This is a genomic window from Desulfomonile tiedjei DSM 6799, assembly GCF_000266945.1.
GTDB lineage: Bacteria > Desulfobacterota > Desulfomonilia > Desulfomonilales > Desulfomonilaceae > Desulfomonile > Desulfomonile tiedjei.
In genome coordinates, this window is record NC_018025.1 from 6,345,712 (window position 1) to 6,361,129 (window position 15,418).

9 protein-coding genes are annotated in these 15,418 nt (G+C 49.8%); 7 read left to right on the plus strand and 2 right to left on the minus strand.

The genetic code is table 11. The features are described 5' to 3' along the window. Positions 1–23: 23 nt before the first annotated feature. The 3 genes from DESTI_RS27330 to DESTI_RS27340 are packed head-to-tail and all read left to right on the plus strand — an operon-like array spanning position 24 to position 3,158. Positions 24–722 (plus strand): ABC transporter ATP-binding protein, encoded by a 699-nt coding sequence (locus DESTI_RS27330; RefSeq protein WP_014813184.1) that lies wholly within the window; start codon positions 24–26, stop codon positions 720–722. Beyond that, positions 719–1,927 (plus strand): ABC transporter permease, encoded by a 1,209-nt coding sequence (locus DESTI_RS27335; protein ID WP_014813185.1) that lies wholly within the window; start codon positions 719–721, stop codon positions 1,925–1,927. The genes DESTI_RS27330 and DESTI_RS27335 overlap by 4 nt, the downstream gene beginning before the upstream one ends. Positions 1,928–1,931: 4 nt before the next feature. Further along, positions 1,932–3,158: an ABC transporter permease gene (locus tag DESTI_RS27340; protein WP_014813186.1), complete on the plus strand. Its 1,227-nt coding sequence runs from the start codon at positions 1,932–1,934 to the stop codon at positions 3,156–3,158. Positions 3,159–3,530: 372 nt separating this feature from the next. Here the strand turns inward: DESTI_RS27340 and DESTI_RS29570 are convergent, their stop codons facing one another. Then, positions 3,531–5,165: an FAD-binding oxidoreductase gene (locus DESTI_RS29570; RefSeq protein ID WP_014813187.1), complete on the minus strand. Its 1,635-nt coding sequence runs from the start codon at positions 5,163–5,165 to the stop codon at positions 3,531–3,533. Between the two features lie 512 nt (positions 5,166–5,677). Between DESTI_RS29570 and DESTI_RS27350 the strand changes: the two genes are divergently transcribed. The 4 genes from DESTI_RS27350 (at position 5,678) to DESTI_RS27365 (ending at position 14,824) form a co-directional block, all read left to right on the plus strand. Further along, entirely contained in the window at positions 5,678–6,484 is an 807-nt protein-coding gene (locus DESTI_RS27350) for a 50S ribosomal protein L11 methyltransferase (RefSeq protein WP_014813188.1), read from the plus strand. Positions 6,485–6,567: 83 nt separating this feature from the next. Continuing rightward, positions 6,568–7,095 carry a (Fe-S)-binding protein gene (locus DESTI_RS27355; protein ID WP_014813189.1) on the plus strand — a complete coding sequence of 176 codons (528 nt, stop codon included), beginning with the start codon at positions 6,568–6,570 and terminating at the stop codon, positions 7,093–7,095. Positions 7,096–7,415: 320 nt separating this feature from the next. Beyond that, positions 7,416–13,385, plus strand: a complete 5,970-nt coding sequence (locus DESTI_RS27360) for a polysaccharide deacetylase family protein (RefSeq protein WP_014813190.1) — start codon at positions 7,416–7,418, stop codon at positions 13,383–13,385. 497 nt (positions 13,386–13,882) lie between these two features. Further along, entirely contained in the window at positions 13,883–14,824 is a 942-nt protein-coding gene (locus DESTI_RS27365; protein WP_014809154.1) for an IS110 family RNA-guided transposase, read from the plus strand. A 129-nt stretch (positions 14,825–14,953) separates the two neighbouring features. Here the strand turns inward: DESTI_RS27365 and DESTI_RS27370 are convergent, their stop codons facing one another. Continuing rightward, the gene (locus DESTI_RS27370) at positions 14,954–15,364 is read right to left on the minus strand and encodes a hypothetical protein (RefSeq protein WP_041286544.1); all 411 of its coding nucleotides are present in this window, start codon (positions 15,362–15,364) and stop codon (positions 14,954–14,956) included. Positions 15,365–15,418 lie beyond the last annotated feature (54 nt).

Consider the following 15,418-nt stretch of genomic DNA (forward strand, 5'->3'; position numbering starts at 1 on the left):
TCTACAACAGAAAAGGATGTTCGATGATACGAGTCGAAAATCTCTCAAAAGTGTTTCAAAAGGACCGATTAGAAGTCCGGGTGCTCCAGGACATCTCCCTTTCCATCAGCGAAGGGGAGTTCGTTTCGATAATGGCACCGTCCGGAATGGGCAAGAGCACTCTGTTGAACATTCTGGGGTGTCTGGATAAACCGACTGGAGGGGTGTACATCCTTGACGGAGTCCCGGTTCAGGATATGGACGACGATCAGCTCTCCAACATAAGAAACCAGAAGATCGGGTTCGTGTTCCAATCCTTCCATCTGCTTCCAAGGATGACCGCATGGGAAAACGTTATTCTTCCCCTCATCTACAGTGACATAGAAACGGACATGAAGGAACGAGCGGTCCAAGTGTTGTCTTCAGTCGGACTTGCCGACAGAGTCGATCATCTGCCAAGGGAATTGTCCGGCGGCCAGCAGCAGCGGGTGGCTATTGCCAGAGCACTTATCAACTCGCCGCGAATAATACTTGCCGACGAACCCACAGGAAACCTTGACTCGGCATCCGGTCAAGAAGTCATGCGAATATTCCGCGATTTGCACGCGGCTGGAACCACTTTGATCATCGTGACCCATGACGTGGAAGTTGCCAATCAGGCAGATCGTATTATTTCCATGAAGGACGGCAGCATTTCCAGCGATCGACTTACCGAAAGCAAAACTGCGGAGGTGCCGAGATGAGAATGCTCCGTGTGGTAAAACAAGCTCTGAATGCCATGATGGAGAATAAGATCCGGACATTTCTCATGATGCTTGGCGTTATCATTGGTGTGGCAACACTGACGCTCATCGCCTCGTCCGTTGTCGGAGCCAGAGCAGATGTTATGGGCAAAGTCGAAAGATGGGGACTCGATCAAATTATGATCATGGCCGGGGCAGGAAGAAAGCCAGGAGTCCCTCAGCCTATTCCCACAACACTCAGGGTTGAAGATGCTCAGGCAATGATGTCTGAGATAGAAAACGTTAAAGATGTGAGCCCACAGATCAACCGCAGAGATTTCCCTGCAAAATACGGGAACAAGAGCACTTACGGCGTGCTTGTTGCGGCCAATCCCAATTGGTCGTCCGTCTGGAGCACGACTGCGGAAAACGGTAGATTCCTTTCACAGGATGATAGCAGTAAGCTCGCTCGGGTGGTCGTGATAGGAAAAACGATTCAGAAGGATCTCTTTGAAGACGAGGACCCGGTAGGGAAACAGATTATCCTGGGAACCAATCCTTTTGAAGTCATCGGTGTTCTCGAACCTCGTGGAACCGCCGCAGTTGGGGTCGACATGGATAGTCGCATGGTCATACCTCTTTCAACCGGCCAAAAGAGAGTATTCAATCAAGACTACCTGCTTATGATAAAGGTGGTTTTCCACGATGCTTCACAAATGACGGATAGCGTCGAAGACGTTCGTGCTCTCCTCCGGGAACGACACAATCTCCAGGCCGGAGTGGAGGACGATTTCACCATTGTCACGCCAACCCATGTGATGAATATTGCGTCCAAACTGTCTTCCACCTTCAGCATCTTTCTCGTGCTTGTGTCCGGCATATCTCTTATCGTAGGAGCCATTGTTATAGCGAATATCATGTTTATAGCCGTGAACGAGAGAAGATCCGAAATCGGCATTCGCAGGGCAATAGGGGCCCGTAAAAGAGACATCCTCCTCCAGTTTCTCTTTGAAAGCGTGAGTGTCGCTGCTATTGGAGGCATTATCGGTATCATCCTCGGGCTGACAGGATTAAAGCTGCTTTCAGGTGTCATGAAGATGCCGTCGGCCATTCTCTGGCAACCTATCGTTCTGGCGCTCGTCAGCGCAATCATCGTCGGGCTTTTGGCTGGGATTCAACCTGCCAAGAAGGCTGCCAATCTGAACCCGATCGACGCGTTGAGGTAAAAGCGTGCGAACGACGCATGTGCGAGGCTTCCACATTGCCTTGAAATCCCTGATGGGTCACCCCATGAGAGTCGCTCTCGCTGTGCTCGCCATTATGATCGGAGTAGGTTCCGTAATCATTATGGTCGGAATCGGGAGAGGCGCTGAAGACGATGTTCGTCAAAGAATAGAGAGCATGGGTACGAACCTGATAGTGGTGAGCGCAGGACCGTCCAGGTCTGTCAAGGGACAATTGGGAAGCCTCAGAATCATGACGACCCTTACGTTGAAGGATGCTGCTGCTATCGGAGAAGAGTGCCCGTCCGTTCGTGAGGTTGCCCCGGCATATTCCAAGAAGCTTGCCATCAAATTCGAAAATGTGAGCTACAGCACTCGCGTCGTGGGGGCCACTCCGTCAATTCAGTCCATACGAAATATCTCGATTGAACACGGCGCATTTTTTGATGATGAAGAAAACAGGCTCATGGCTCCGATTGCGGTGGTCGGGCCCACGGTCGTACAGAATCTTTTTCTGGGCCGCGATCCCATAGGAGAATCCATACGAATCGGCAAAGTGCTGTTCAAAGTGATAGGTGTGACAGTCCCCAAAGGAAATGTGTCAGGTGAAGATGAGGACGATCAGATTATTGTTCCATTACGAACAGCTATGAATAGGCTTATGAACGTCACGTACCTGAGCAATATATTCGTCGAAGCTACAGATTTTGAGAACATTCATATCGCAGAGACCGAAATTAGAGTGCTCTTGAGGGAGCGACATCGACTGCGAGAAGGAAGAGACAACGATTTTACCATTCAGAACCAGGCCGATGTGATTGAAACTCAGGGCTCGGTAGCCAAAACCTTCAGCCTGTTGGTGGCAAGTATCGCTGCAGTCTCCCTCCTCATAGGCGGAGTCGGAATACTTGGGGTCATGCTCCTTTCCATCCGGGAAAGAGTCAGCGAAATCGGCATTCGTCGCGCTGTAGGTGCAAGACGGAGAGATATACTTACCCAGTTTCTCGCTGAATCTGCCTTCCTCGGCATAGTAGGCGGCGTTGCCGGTCTGATGTCAGGTGTTGCCGTTTCATGGGGAATAGGATATTTCTCGGGAATGCCGGTGGTCCTGGTTCCTGAATATGTAGTGCTCTCGCTGGTCTTCTCTCTTGCGACCGGGTTGATTTTCGGGATTTATCCCGCATGGAAAGCTGCCGGGCTCGATCCGATTGACGCCCTCAACACCAGGACCTAATTCTCGTACCGAAACGATGATGTAGAGGATCTCTCTCTCGGTGGCATTCTCTCTTCGCTCTGTCCAATGCGATTACCTGACGGTAAGGTTGCTTTTATAGCAAATGTCAGAATTTTTATCCGATTGCGAAAAGCGCTTCTCGATAATTGGTGGGAGCCAGCCTCCGTGCTCCCGAGACTGTCTCAAAATTCTCGAATGCACAAGAAATCGTGCCACGATTCTCCATCCGAATAGAGGCAGACCTATGTGTCTGCCCATATTTGGGCGGACTCGCAGGTCCGCTCCTGCAATCAGGCCGGGAATATGGTGAGAAATACGTGCCACGTGAAGAGTGCTCGTTGCTTAACCAATCTAACTTACGGAAACGAAACCCTAGACTCCATACCTCCCCGCTGCAATGATGTGGTTGGGGTCTATGGCCAGTTTTATCTTCTTCATGAAATCTTGATAGGATGGATTGTCCTGGAGAATGTTATCCATTTGAGGGGTAGTGCACCGGTACTGCTGGTAGTGGTGTATTTTAAGAAATTCGCAAAGTTGATCGTAGGTTCTCTGGCAGCGCTCTGCTTCTTCTGCATTTGTTCGATCGAAAAACAACGGAACGAGCACAATGAAGGTTCTCGGATTTGACTGAATAAGTAGGACGGCAGTTTCAAAATGATTGCTACTACAAATCCGCTCGATATTTTGTAGGAAGACTTGAATCTCATTTCCTATGGCTGGCAAAATGGGAGCAAAGAAAATAAGTCCACATGCATCTCGAGCTGGATCTAAATTCTCCTTGGGTTGTCGCTCCTTATTTTTGAAATAGGCAGCGGCCAAGATATCCTCGTTTGGTTCACCTCTAAGGATTGGATACAAAGCTAATAGAGACTCGATCGTCTTTGTGGATATTCTGTCAACAAACAAATGCAGAAAGGATTTCAGCCCCCGATAAAAAGCCCCATGAAAGCCTGGTCTGCGAACTCCCTCAACTATCCGATTCAATGATTTTTGTGAAAGCTCACCGATAAAGACGAGATGCCCCAACCTCGAAAGATACTTTGCGATTTCGCGTTTGTTGGTCCTAACCTGTCGAGAAGTCCCATATATTCCTCCGACAAAGGTCCAAGGCGGCAGTCCTTGTTCGGCAGCTAACTGCTCAATCACTTCTTTATCTAAAAGTTGCTTTCCATCAAGAAGGTGGCTCGGATACCCAATCGAACGAGCCAGTGCCAGAAAAGCATTGAATCCGTGGCAATGGCTGATGATTCCTCTCAGGGCTAATTTTCGTTGTGCATCGATTACCGGCGCAAGAGGTTTTGGATCAGAGATGCCTATTACGAACATTTCGAATGCTTCCGGTTTGGGCATAAGCCACAGGCCCGCTTTCGTGACAATTCCCAAACTGGATTGAGCAAAGAGTCCGTCAATACAGGGCCCCACACCCCACTGGTAGATATGTCGAGTTGGGCATTGTTTCGATACTCCCCCAGTGGTGACAACTTGTCCGTTGGCAAGAACAACTTCCATACCGCAAAGATTACCGAAATGATCGCCGTAGGGAGTATAGCCGACTCCTTTATCGAGAGCATTGCCAATAAGACTACCGTCGGGAGACGAATCCGTGCAATCAATCCACAGGTTGAAGCCTTTGCTTTTAAGATATCCGTTGAGCTGGCCCTGGCTTACACCTGGCTCGACCACCGCATAACAGAGTTCTTCATTGACCTCGTGAATCCTGTTCATTCTTCTGAGGATAAGGATCAAAGCGCCTTGTTGCAGAGCAAGTACAGTTCCGTAACCCCAATTATGTCCCCGACTGAAAGTCCAGACAGGAGTTCCGTACTCATTACACAGTTGAACGATCCGTGAAACCTGATCGACGTTATCGGGAAGAGCCACAGCTCCACAGGTCCGAGACCAGGGAATAGTACATCTGGAATATAGCTCGATAGCTTCAGGCGAGCGCAAGACATGTTCGGAACCGCAAATCTCAATCAGGCGTTTTACAAAATCGGTCTTCATGTGAGGTACTCCTTCTTCCGAACTGAAGCTCGTCTTTCTTGGGCAGAGGCAGGGTCTTAGTTCACGGAATCATATCATATTAACCAGGGCTTGATCAGTTTCCACTTTTCTCATAAACCCTCAATGCGTTTTGTTTTCGCTTCAGGTGTACGAGAATGGAATCGATCGGTTTCATACGCAATTGGGCTTGCCTGCCGAGCAACTTTTATCACCGTAATCCAAATCCGGACCTTGCAGTAATTCGGATTTTCAGCAAGTATGAAAGAGAGTAATACCATTTCGACAGTTGTGGGCGAAGGCTGGGGTGCCCTGAGCGGAGTGATTAGACGGCTCTGCGTCGTCCGGAGCGAGGGATACTCCAGCCTCCCAGATTATGAGAAGAAAAAGCGAATCGGTTAAGACCCTTCGCAGGAAGGCCGAATGCGAGCATGATGGATGCCAATCTTGCCGTCCTGTGACCGGCATCTCGCATTTCGCGAAGACATTCGAAAGTTCAAGGTCAAAAACTGCTCATGATGGCACCGGAAACAACTCTCATCGTCTATGAAATCGAAGGTGACATCCGCGACAATTTGGACGATCCTCCTTTCTCATTTGTAGGTCTCTGGAATGAAGATGATGCCTCTTATCTCTTCTTCACCGAGATACAGGACGCATATATGGATGCCTGTCTGTCTCGAAGTGGCTGCAAATTACGATGCCGCCATTCTACGAAATACTCTGAATGGCAAGATGCAATCCCGGAGGAAGGCCGAACAGTCGGCAACTTGATATTTGTGAGGGACAATCACGGCTCTCCACCGCGTGGAGCTTTACTTCTGGATCCCTCGGTAATCTTTGGGGACGGTTCTCACCCCACTACCGTGACCTGCATTGAATTCATGCACGAGATAATTACGGAGAATTCGATCGAGTCTTTCCTGGACTTAGGCACAGGAACCGGAATTCTGGCCGTCGCGGCTGCAGCAATGGGCGTTGAACGAATCACCGCAGTGGACATGAACAGCCTTGCGGTGAAGACGGCCGCGAAAAATGTTGACGTGAACGGCTTCAGCAATCGGATCGAGGTGATTGAGGCCGATGCGGCACAGTTTTTCAGGGCGAGTTACGATCTGGTTGTGGGAAACCTTCCTTTCGAAGTACTTCAAAATATTGCAACTAACGGAACAATCGGGCATTCTAAATGCTGGGTGATTTCCGGTGTAAGTAGAGATCAGGGCGGGATTCTTGAAAGCCTGTTCGTCCGGAACGGTTTTCGGCGTAGTGGATTTCGGTCAATTCCGCCGTGGGTAACAATGGTTTTTCACAGGACAATTTAACCGATTCTCCTTGTGATACCATTTCGCAGTCATGCATATAAGATAACGATGCAATTTGCTGATTTCAGAAAAGGAGGAATACTTTGCTAATCAAGAGCTTTTCGACTGAATTCTTTCGGCCGAAGTGCAACCCGGGATTTGTCTCTGTGCACTGTGTAGCCCATTTGGATGGCGATATTTCAGAAGCGCTTCCTTACGTGAATTCCGCATTGGGCGGAGGCGGAGATTACGTAAGATCGCCTCCAACGCTCACGCTACGGGTTCATGGAAAGCTCATAGCGCTCCACAGTCGGGACATATTTGTGAACGCAATCAAAGATGAAGACGAAGCGGACAAGATCCTGGCATGGCTGAAAAAAGAGATAAACGAAGCCTGGGCAAATCGCGATAGCATTACACCCTGTTATGAAAAAGCCCCTGAACCTCGTATGATCGACATCCTGAAACTGCTTCCCAAGACAAATTGTGGGAAGTGCGGTGAACCTACATGTATGGTTTTTGCCCTCAAGGCGGTGGAAGGAGTAAAAGGGGCAGTTGATTGTCCTGATATGTCCAATGACAAAAGGAGTGCTTTGGAAGTTTACTTGTCTCAATTCACTCTTAGCATTTGACGTCTCGATCCGGAACGAGGCAGTGGTGAGATTTCAAAGTAAAATATGCACGTTATTTATATGGGATGACAATAAAAGCTGTAAAAAAACTGACAAATAACGTGTTAAGGCATAATCAGAGGGTTTTTTATCCTCTTTATTGAGCTTTTGAGTAAAAAAACTCTCATGTTGGCAAAATATGTGTAGATTATACACAATTAATTGATACATTTTTCCGCTTCCAACCCATCAATTATGAAGTCTACACTGAGTTACATGGGTTGGTGCACTTATTGCAAGCCGATATTACATTCATTCACGCTATTATGGGGGGAGCAAACATGGTATTCGCCAACATGAGAAAACTGTGTCGAGAATTAGTGCTGGAGCCATTAGAAGACAGAGTTGTCCTCGACGCTTACGTGGATCCCGTCTATCAGTCAGACATTACTGTCGTTGATGCGTTGGCGGCGGTCAATCACGAACCGATTGCATATGCTCAGAGTATCACACTGGTGGAAAACCAGGTGAGTCAAATCACCTTGACGGGAGATGACGGTGATCCTGATGTGGTTCAGAGCTTGACATTCTTCCTCGATTCCGTCCCAGCCAATGGAGCGCTTTACCTGAGTCAGGCCGATGCCCAGAATGGGACGAATCCGCTCGGAGTAGGCGCTTCTCTTACCACGGGTGTTCTTTGGTACAAATCTGCTCTGAATAACGATATGGATACGTCGTTCATGTTTCATGTCAAAGATGATGGCGGAACAGCTAATGGCGGCGATGACACAAGCGCTTCTGCCCTTGTTACAGTAACCGTGGCACCGGACAATCAGTCACCTGACGCCGGGAATTTCAGTGTGGTTGTGAATGAAGATACTGCGATCAAGGTGACAGGGTGGAATTTCACTGATGCAGAGGGCAATCAGGGCCAATCCATCAGAATAACAGACCTGCCCGACCACGGCATTCTGTTTATTGATGCAAATGATAACAATGTCGTAGATCCTGGTGAGGCGATCGGTTCCGATCAGCTCAATGGAAGAGTGACGTTCACTTTTGACGATGGGTATCTGAATAATTATATCAACGCCTTTCCTATCATGGAAGAATATGGTGTTGAAGGGGTCTCGCTAGTCGTGACAGGTGACATCGGACAGAACGCCGAAGCCATGACCTGGAGTCAACTGCAGGAGATGCAGGCTGCCGGATGGGAAATTGGCAGCCACAGCATGACCCATCCGATGCTAACGGAACTCACGGACTCGCAGTTGGTTTACGAGTTGTCCGAATCGAAGAATTTACTGGTTCAGCACGGATTGACCGGAACAAGTTTTGCCTACCCCTATGGTGATTTCGACCCAAGAGTTGTCGAATACGTAATGGACTACTATGAAGGGTGTAGAGAGGCCTGGGGAAATAACGGGATCAATGAAACACCCGGGAACCCCTATGCAATTTACAACAGATCCGTTGACAATACGACGACTCCCCAGGAAGTGATTCAATGGATAAATGATGCTGTAGCGAACAATTATTGGCTGGTAATTTCGTTTCACCACATAGTTACTGGCACACCAGGCCCTTATCAATATAATGTCAACAACTTCGAGACCATTGTAAGTTACGTTGCCAGTCACAACATAGCTACTCCAACGATAAGTGAAGTCTTGAATAACGACTTGGCACCAATCAGTTGGGCTGATGCAACGACCAAATTGAAATATATCGGGAGTCAGGATTATTACGGACAGGATTCCTTTCAATATGTGGTGATCGATTCCGCCGGGTCGGAAGGCACAATGCCTGTCGATGCCGGAACAACTACGGTCACGGTTAATCCGGTGAACGACGATCCAATAAACGACGAGCCGATCGCCAATCCTCAAAGTATTACATTGACCGAAAACCAGGTGACTCAGATCACTCTTACCGGAGACGACGGTGATCCCGACGTAACCCAGACTTTGACGTTCTTCCTTGATTCCCTGCCGGCCAATGGAGCGCTTTATCTGAGTCAAGCCGATGCTCAGAGTGGGACCAATCCGCTTGGAGTAGGGGCCTCTCTTTCCACAGGCGTTCTTTGGTACAAATCAGGGTTGAATGCGGACGCGGATACGTCGTTCATGTTTCATGTCAAAGATAATGGCGGAACCGCTAATGGTGGCGATGATACGAGCGCTTCCGCACTTGTGACAGTTACCGTAACACCGGACAATCAGTCGCCTGATGCGGGGAATTTCAGCACAGTTGTGAACGAAGACACAGCAGTGAACGTTACGGGTTGGAACTTCACCGATGCTGAAGGCAATCAGGCCCAGTCCATCAGAATAACGGACCTTCCGGACCACGGTACTTTATTCATTGATGCAAATGATAATAATGTGGTCGATCCCGGAGAAGCAATCAGTCTTCAGCCCAATGAAGGAAGAGTAACCTTTACCTTTGACGACGGATACCTGGACACGTATACAAACGCCTTCCGCATTATGGATACATACGACGTTGAAGGCGTATCGTTAGTCGTAACAGGTGATATCGGAGACGCGTGGGCAATGACCTGGAGCCAGCTCCAGCAAATGCAAGCTGCCGGTTGGGAGATCGGCAGCCACAGCATGACTCATCCGATGCTTACCGGACTGACGGATTCCCAGTTGGTATACGAGCTTTCTGAATCAAAGAACTTGTTGGATCAGTATGGTCTGACCGGAACGAGTTTCGCGTACCCCTATGGTGATTTCGATCCGAGAGTCGCCGAATTCGTAAGTCGCTATTACGAGGATTGTCGAGAGGCCTGGGGGAATAACGGCATTAATGAAATTCCCGGTAATCCGTATGCGATTTACAATAGATCCGTAGACAACACGACAACTCCCCAGGAAGTGATTCAGTGGATAAATGACGCTGTGGCAAACAATTACTGGTTGGTAATCTCATTCCACAGGATTGTGGACGGAACAGCGAACCCTTATGAATATAATGTCAACAATTTTGAGACCATTGTGAGTTACGTTGCCAGTCACAATATTGCTACTCCAACGATAAGTGAAGTAGTGAATAACGACTTGGCTCCAATCAGTTGGGCCGATGCAACGACTAAGCTCAAATATATCGGTGATCAGGAATATAGCGGCTCTGATTCTTTCCAATATGTAGTGATCGATTCGGCAGGCTCCGAGGGAAAAATGCCTGCTGATGCGGGAACAGCCATAGTCACTGTAATTGCCGTGAACGATGCACCCGTAAACTCTATACCAGGCCCTCAGACCGTGAATGGAGGTACCGATCTGTTATTCAGTACTGCAAACGGGAATGCAATTTCCATTTCTGATGCCGATGCGGGTACCGAAGCAGTCAGAGTGCAGTTGACCGCTACACACGGCACCTTGACGCTTAGCGGAACCAGCGGTTTGAGCTTCACCGCAGGTGACGGAACCACTGACGCAACCATGACCTTTACCGGAAGCATGACCAGTATCAATGCTGCTCTCAACGGCATGCACTTCACGCCTACTTCCAACTACAGCGGTGATGCAACGGTGCAAATCGTCACGAACGATCTGGGAAATAATCCATCAGGTGAAATGTCCGACAGTGACACAGTAAACATTACCGTCGTGAGTACCAGCGGTCCTCCGGTGGCCGGTGATTTTGCGGTGTCCGTAAATGAGGATGCAGTCACTACCGTATCGCAATGGACTTTCACCGATCCGAATGGCGACTCTGCACAATCAATAAGAATAACGGATCTTCCGGATCACGGCACGCTGTTCCTGGACGCCAACACCAACAATATCCTTGATGCAAACGAAGCAGTGTCTCTCAATCAGGTGATAAGCTGGGCGGATGCCAAGACCTCCCCCAAAGTGAAGTATGTGGGGAGCCAGAACTACAACGGTCAAGATTCTTTGGCGTACGTTGTGATTGATTCCAGCGGAGAGGAAGGGGTTGCTCCGGATGGTGACGGAACGGGCAGCATTACGGTGACCGCGGTGAACGATGCCCCTGTGAATGCTGTGCCTGTAGCGCAGACGATGAATGCGAATACGTCTCTGATCTTCAGTACGGCAAACGGGAATGTAATCTCCATTTCCGACGTGGATGCTGGAACCGATTCGGTCAGGGTTCAACTGACGGCCACAAACGGGAATTTGACGCTTAGCGGAATCGGTGGTCTGAGCTTCAGCGCAGGTGACGGAACCGCTGACGCAACCATGACCTTTACCGGAAGCGTGGCCAGCATTAATGCAGCTCTCAATGGTATGAGCTTTACGCCCACTTCCAATTACAGCGGCGCAGCAACCGTGCAGATCGTAACAAACGACCTGGGACACAATCCATCAGGTGAAATGTCCGACAGTGACACAGTAAACATTACCGTCGTGAGTACCAGCGGTCCTCCGGTGGCCGGTGATTTTGCGGTGTCCGTAAATGAGGATATAGTCGCTACCGTATCGCAATGGACTTTCACCGACCCGAATGGCGACTCTGCACAGTCCATACGAATAACGGATCTTCCGGATCATGGCACGCTGTTCCTGGACGCCAATACTAACAATATCCTCGATGCCAACGAAGCAGTGTCTCTCAATCAGGTGATAAGTTGGGCGGATGCCAAAACTTCCCCCAAAGTGAAGTATGTGGGGAGCCAGAACTACAACGGTCAAGATTCTCTAACGTACGTTGTGATTGATTCCAGCGGAGAGGAAGGGGTTGCTCCTGCAGGTGACGGAACGGGCAGCATTACGGTGGCCGCTGTGAACGATGCACCGGTGAACGCAATACCCGCCGCACAGACGATGAATGCGAATACGTCTCTGATCTTCAGTACGGCAAACGGGAATGTAATCTCCATTTCCGACGTGGATGCTGGAACCGATTCGATCAGCGTTCAACTGACTGCTACAAACGGGAATTTGACCCTTGCCGGAACCAGCGGTCTGAGCTTCACCGCAGGTGACGGAACTGCTGACGCAACCATGACTTTTACCGGCAGCGTAGCCAGCATTAATGCAGCTCTCAATGGCATGCACTTCACGCCGACTTCCAATTACAGCGGCGCAGCATCCGTGCAGATCGTGACGAACGACCTGGGACACAATCCATCGGGTGAAATGTCCGACAGTGACACGGTAAACATCACGGTAGTTTCTGCCGGTGGACCACCGGTTGCGGATGATTTCACGCTCAGCGTGAAGGAGGATACGGTTGTCACAGTATCGAAATGGACTTTTACCGATCCTGATGGCAACTCGGCTCAATCCATACGAATAACGGATCTTCCGGATCATGGTACGCTGTTCCTGGATGCCAACGCAAACAATATCCTGGATACTAGCGAAGCGATATCTCTCAATCAGGTGATAAGCTGGACGGATGCCAAGACTACTCCTAAAGTGAAATATGTGGGAAGCCAGAATTACAACGGTCAAGATTCTCTGGCGTATGTTGTGATTGATTCCAGTGGACAGGAAGGGATTCCTTCGGCTGGTGATGGAACGGGGACAATCACGGTGACTGCCGTGAATGATGCTCCGGTAAACGCAGTTCCTGGCTCTCAGAGCATCAATGAAGACACTGTTCTTACATTCAGCGCAGCAAACGGCAACGCTATCTCAATATCCGACGTGGATGCAGGAACCGAACCCGTCAGAGTGACGTTGACCGCGACACGAGGGAAACTGACGCTTAGCGGAACCACTGGCCTGACGTTCAGTACAGGTGACGGTACCGCAGATACGACTATGACCTTTACCGGAAGCATAGATGACATCAATGCAGCTCTCAACGGCATGAACTTCACGCCAAACGCAAATTACGCCGGTGCTGCAACCGTGAAGATCGTCACGAACGATCTGGGGAATAATCCATCGGGCGCGAAGTCTGACACGGATACGATCGCTGTCACCGTAAACGCTATCGATGACGCTCCGGTCAACTCAGTACCAGGCACACAGACGGTTTCGGCCGGACAAACTCTTGTGTTCAACAACGTCAATGGAAACAGGATAAGGGTTTCCGATGTAGACGCGGGAGCTAATCAGATCGAGGTAACGCTCACGGCGGCCAACGGAACCTTGACCCTTTACAGCTTGACGGGTTTGACCTTCAGTGCGGGAGACGGGACAAACGATGAGAGCATGACATTCCGTGGGACAGTCAGCAGCATTAACGCTGCGATCAACAGACTCCGGTTCATTCCGACTATTGCCGGCTCTGCGAGCCTCAGCATTACTACAAACGATCTCGGAGCATCGGGCTCGGGAGGTCCGTTGACGGACACCGACAGTATCCAGATTAACGTTACCTGATATCCGTGGGCATATTGGAATCGGGCGAGGGATGCGGAAGCACTTCTTACGAGAAGCGCTTCCACGTCATTCTAGCTCGATTACGAATCCGCATAGATAAAAGACAGTTATACGATTGCCAAAATTTCTGACGTTTTCCCACGTTCCAACACAAGATATTAGTAGAGACCGGCGTCCCTTGTATGTTTCTGTCCATGAAGTACTGAATCTCTGGAACCGGTACCGAGCTGAGGGGAGGGGCTGATACTGGATCAATGATACGAGGTACTTCAAAAAATAGGACTCTTGGTTGCCAAGATATAAGAGTCCTGATAGAGGGGGGATGCACGTCTGTCAGACTCTCTGCAGGAGTCGGGCAGAGGCACCGGTAGATCGTTCGTCCCTTGGTCCTCTGAGACTGCCCGGCAGCTGGATCACCGGAGGCCTTCGTGTAAAAAGCCCGAACAGTCGCCTGGACTCGTTGAGAAGTCCGTATCCACAAGGGTGGGATGTTACACATGCATGAAGAAGTTTTTGTTGGCATAGATATCTCTAAAGATCAGTTGGATGCGCATGTGCTGCCAAAAGGCATGCACACCACCGTCAAGAATGACACTCAAGGCATCGACTCGCTGATTGAGATCCTCCACGCAGAGACCCCCATGGTAATCGTGATGGAAGCCACCGGAGGCTACGAGATAACCGTTGCGGCCCAGTTAGGTCTCGCCGGCCTGCCGATCGCTGTCGTCAACCCTGGTCAGGTGCGGGACTTTGCTAAAGGCATCGGAAAACTCGCCAAGACAGACGCCATCGATGCTTATGTGCTGGCACGCTTTGCCCAAACGGTTAGGCCCATACCGAAGCCGCTGCCAACGGAGGACGAAAAGCAAATCAAGGAACTCGTAACACGTCGAAAGCAGCTTGTTGATTTGCGTGCATCAGAAAAGAATCGCCTCCATCGAGCCCGTTCCAATCGCGTGCAGCGCAGCATTCAAACGGTCATAGCAGCCCTAGATAAGGAAATCGAAGACATCGATAAAGATGTCGATGACCTTATCAGGAAATCGCCTCTGTGGCGTGAAACAGAGGAACTCCTCCGAACCTTCAAAGGCGTGGGCCCCATAACTGCCAGAGTGCTCATGGCAAAACTGCCCGAACTGGGACATGTCAGCCGTCATGAAATCAGTCGCCTCGTCGGCCTGGCGCCTCTCAACAAAGACAGCGGAAAGAAGAAAGGCAAGCGCGAGATTTCGGGTGGACGGGCGGATGTACGCTCAACCCTGTATATGGCTGCAGTCGCGGCCATAACGTCCAATGTAGTCATCAAGCCTTTCTATCAACGCCTCATTGAGGCTGGAAAACCTTTCAAGGTTGCCATCACGGCTTGTATGCGTAAGATGATCGTCATCCTAAACGCAATGCTCAAGAAAAAACAGCCTTTCCAGGTAGTTTTTCCTTGACAAGAAACACAGTCGCTGCCGGTCTATTTTAGCGATATCATTCATCATTTTTAAGATGTGCCGGCACGGAGGCACGGCACCCACCAATACCCCTAATCTTCGATCGGACACTAATTTTTTGCATTTGGTCTAAATCGATCCCGGTGGATCGGGAATGAGCTCCAATTCTTTCTCAGCAGGTTTGGACGGGTGTTGATGTCTTCCAAACAGGTAACCGAGAAATGCCCAGCTCATCCAACTGCCGCCGAACCCGCCGCCTCCAGAAAAAGCTGAAGTTGGGGCCTGGGGAGCCATTCCCGCTCCTGGAACTGCTCCGGCAGCCGATTCGGGCGGTTTGCTTTTGACCATGTCGGACGGCGCCTTCGTGGAAGGATTTATTCCGAGATCTTTAATCGTTCCTGTCTTGCCCTGGTCTCCAGGTATTGCCGACGATCTTGGCGGTTTGAAACCGGATCGTCCCTTCGGACCGGCGCTTGCGAGCATAGGCATGCTCACAAAAGCCACTGCTGCAATCACTGCAATAATGCATCTGAATCGCATAGATTTTCCCTTTCTCAAGCGACGCTCCGAGCGTGATTCATCCGCTCATAGAAT

Coding starts and splice junctions, on each gene's coding strand:
- DESTI_RS27330 (WP_014813184.1), top strand. CDS start 24: ATGATACGAGTCGAAAATCTCTCAAAAGTGTTTCAAAAGGACCGATTA.
- DESTI_RS27335 (WP_014813185.1), top strand. CDS start 719: ATGAGAATGCTCCGTGTGGTAAAACAAGCTCTGAATGCCATGATGGAG.
- DESTI_RS29570 (WP_014813187.1), bottom strand. CDS start 5,165: ATGAAGACCGATTTTGTAAAACGCCTGATTGAGATTTGCGGTTCCGAA.
- DESTI_RS27350 (WP_014813188.1), top strand. CDS start 5,678: ATGATGGCACCGGAAACAACTCTCATCGTCTATGAAATCGAAGGTGAC.
- DESTI_RS27360 (WP_014813190.1), top strand. CDS start 7,416: ATGGTATTCGCCAACATGAGAAAACTGTGTCGAGAATTAGTGCTGGAG.
- DESTI_RS27365 (WP_014809154.1), top strand. CDS start 13,883: ATGCATGAAGAAGTTTTTGTTGGCATAGATATCTCTAAAGATCAGTTG.
- DESTI_RS27370 (WP_041286544.1), bottom strand. CDS start 15,364: ATGCGATTCAGATGCATTATTGCAGTGATTGCAGCAGTGGCTTTTGTG.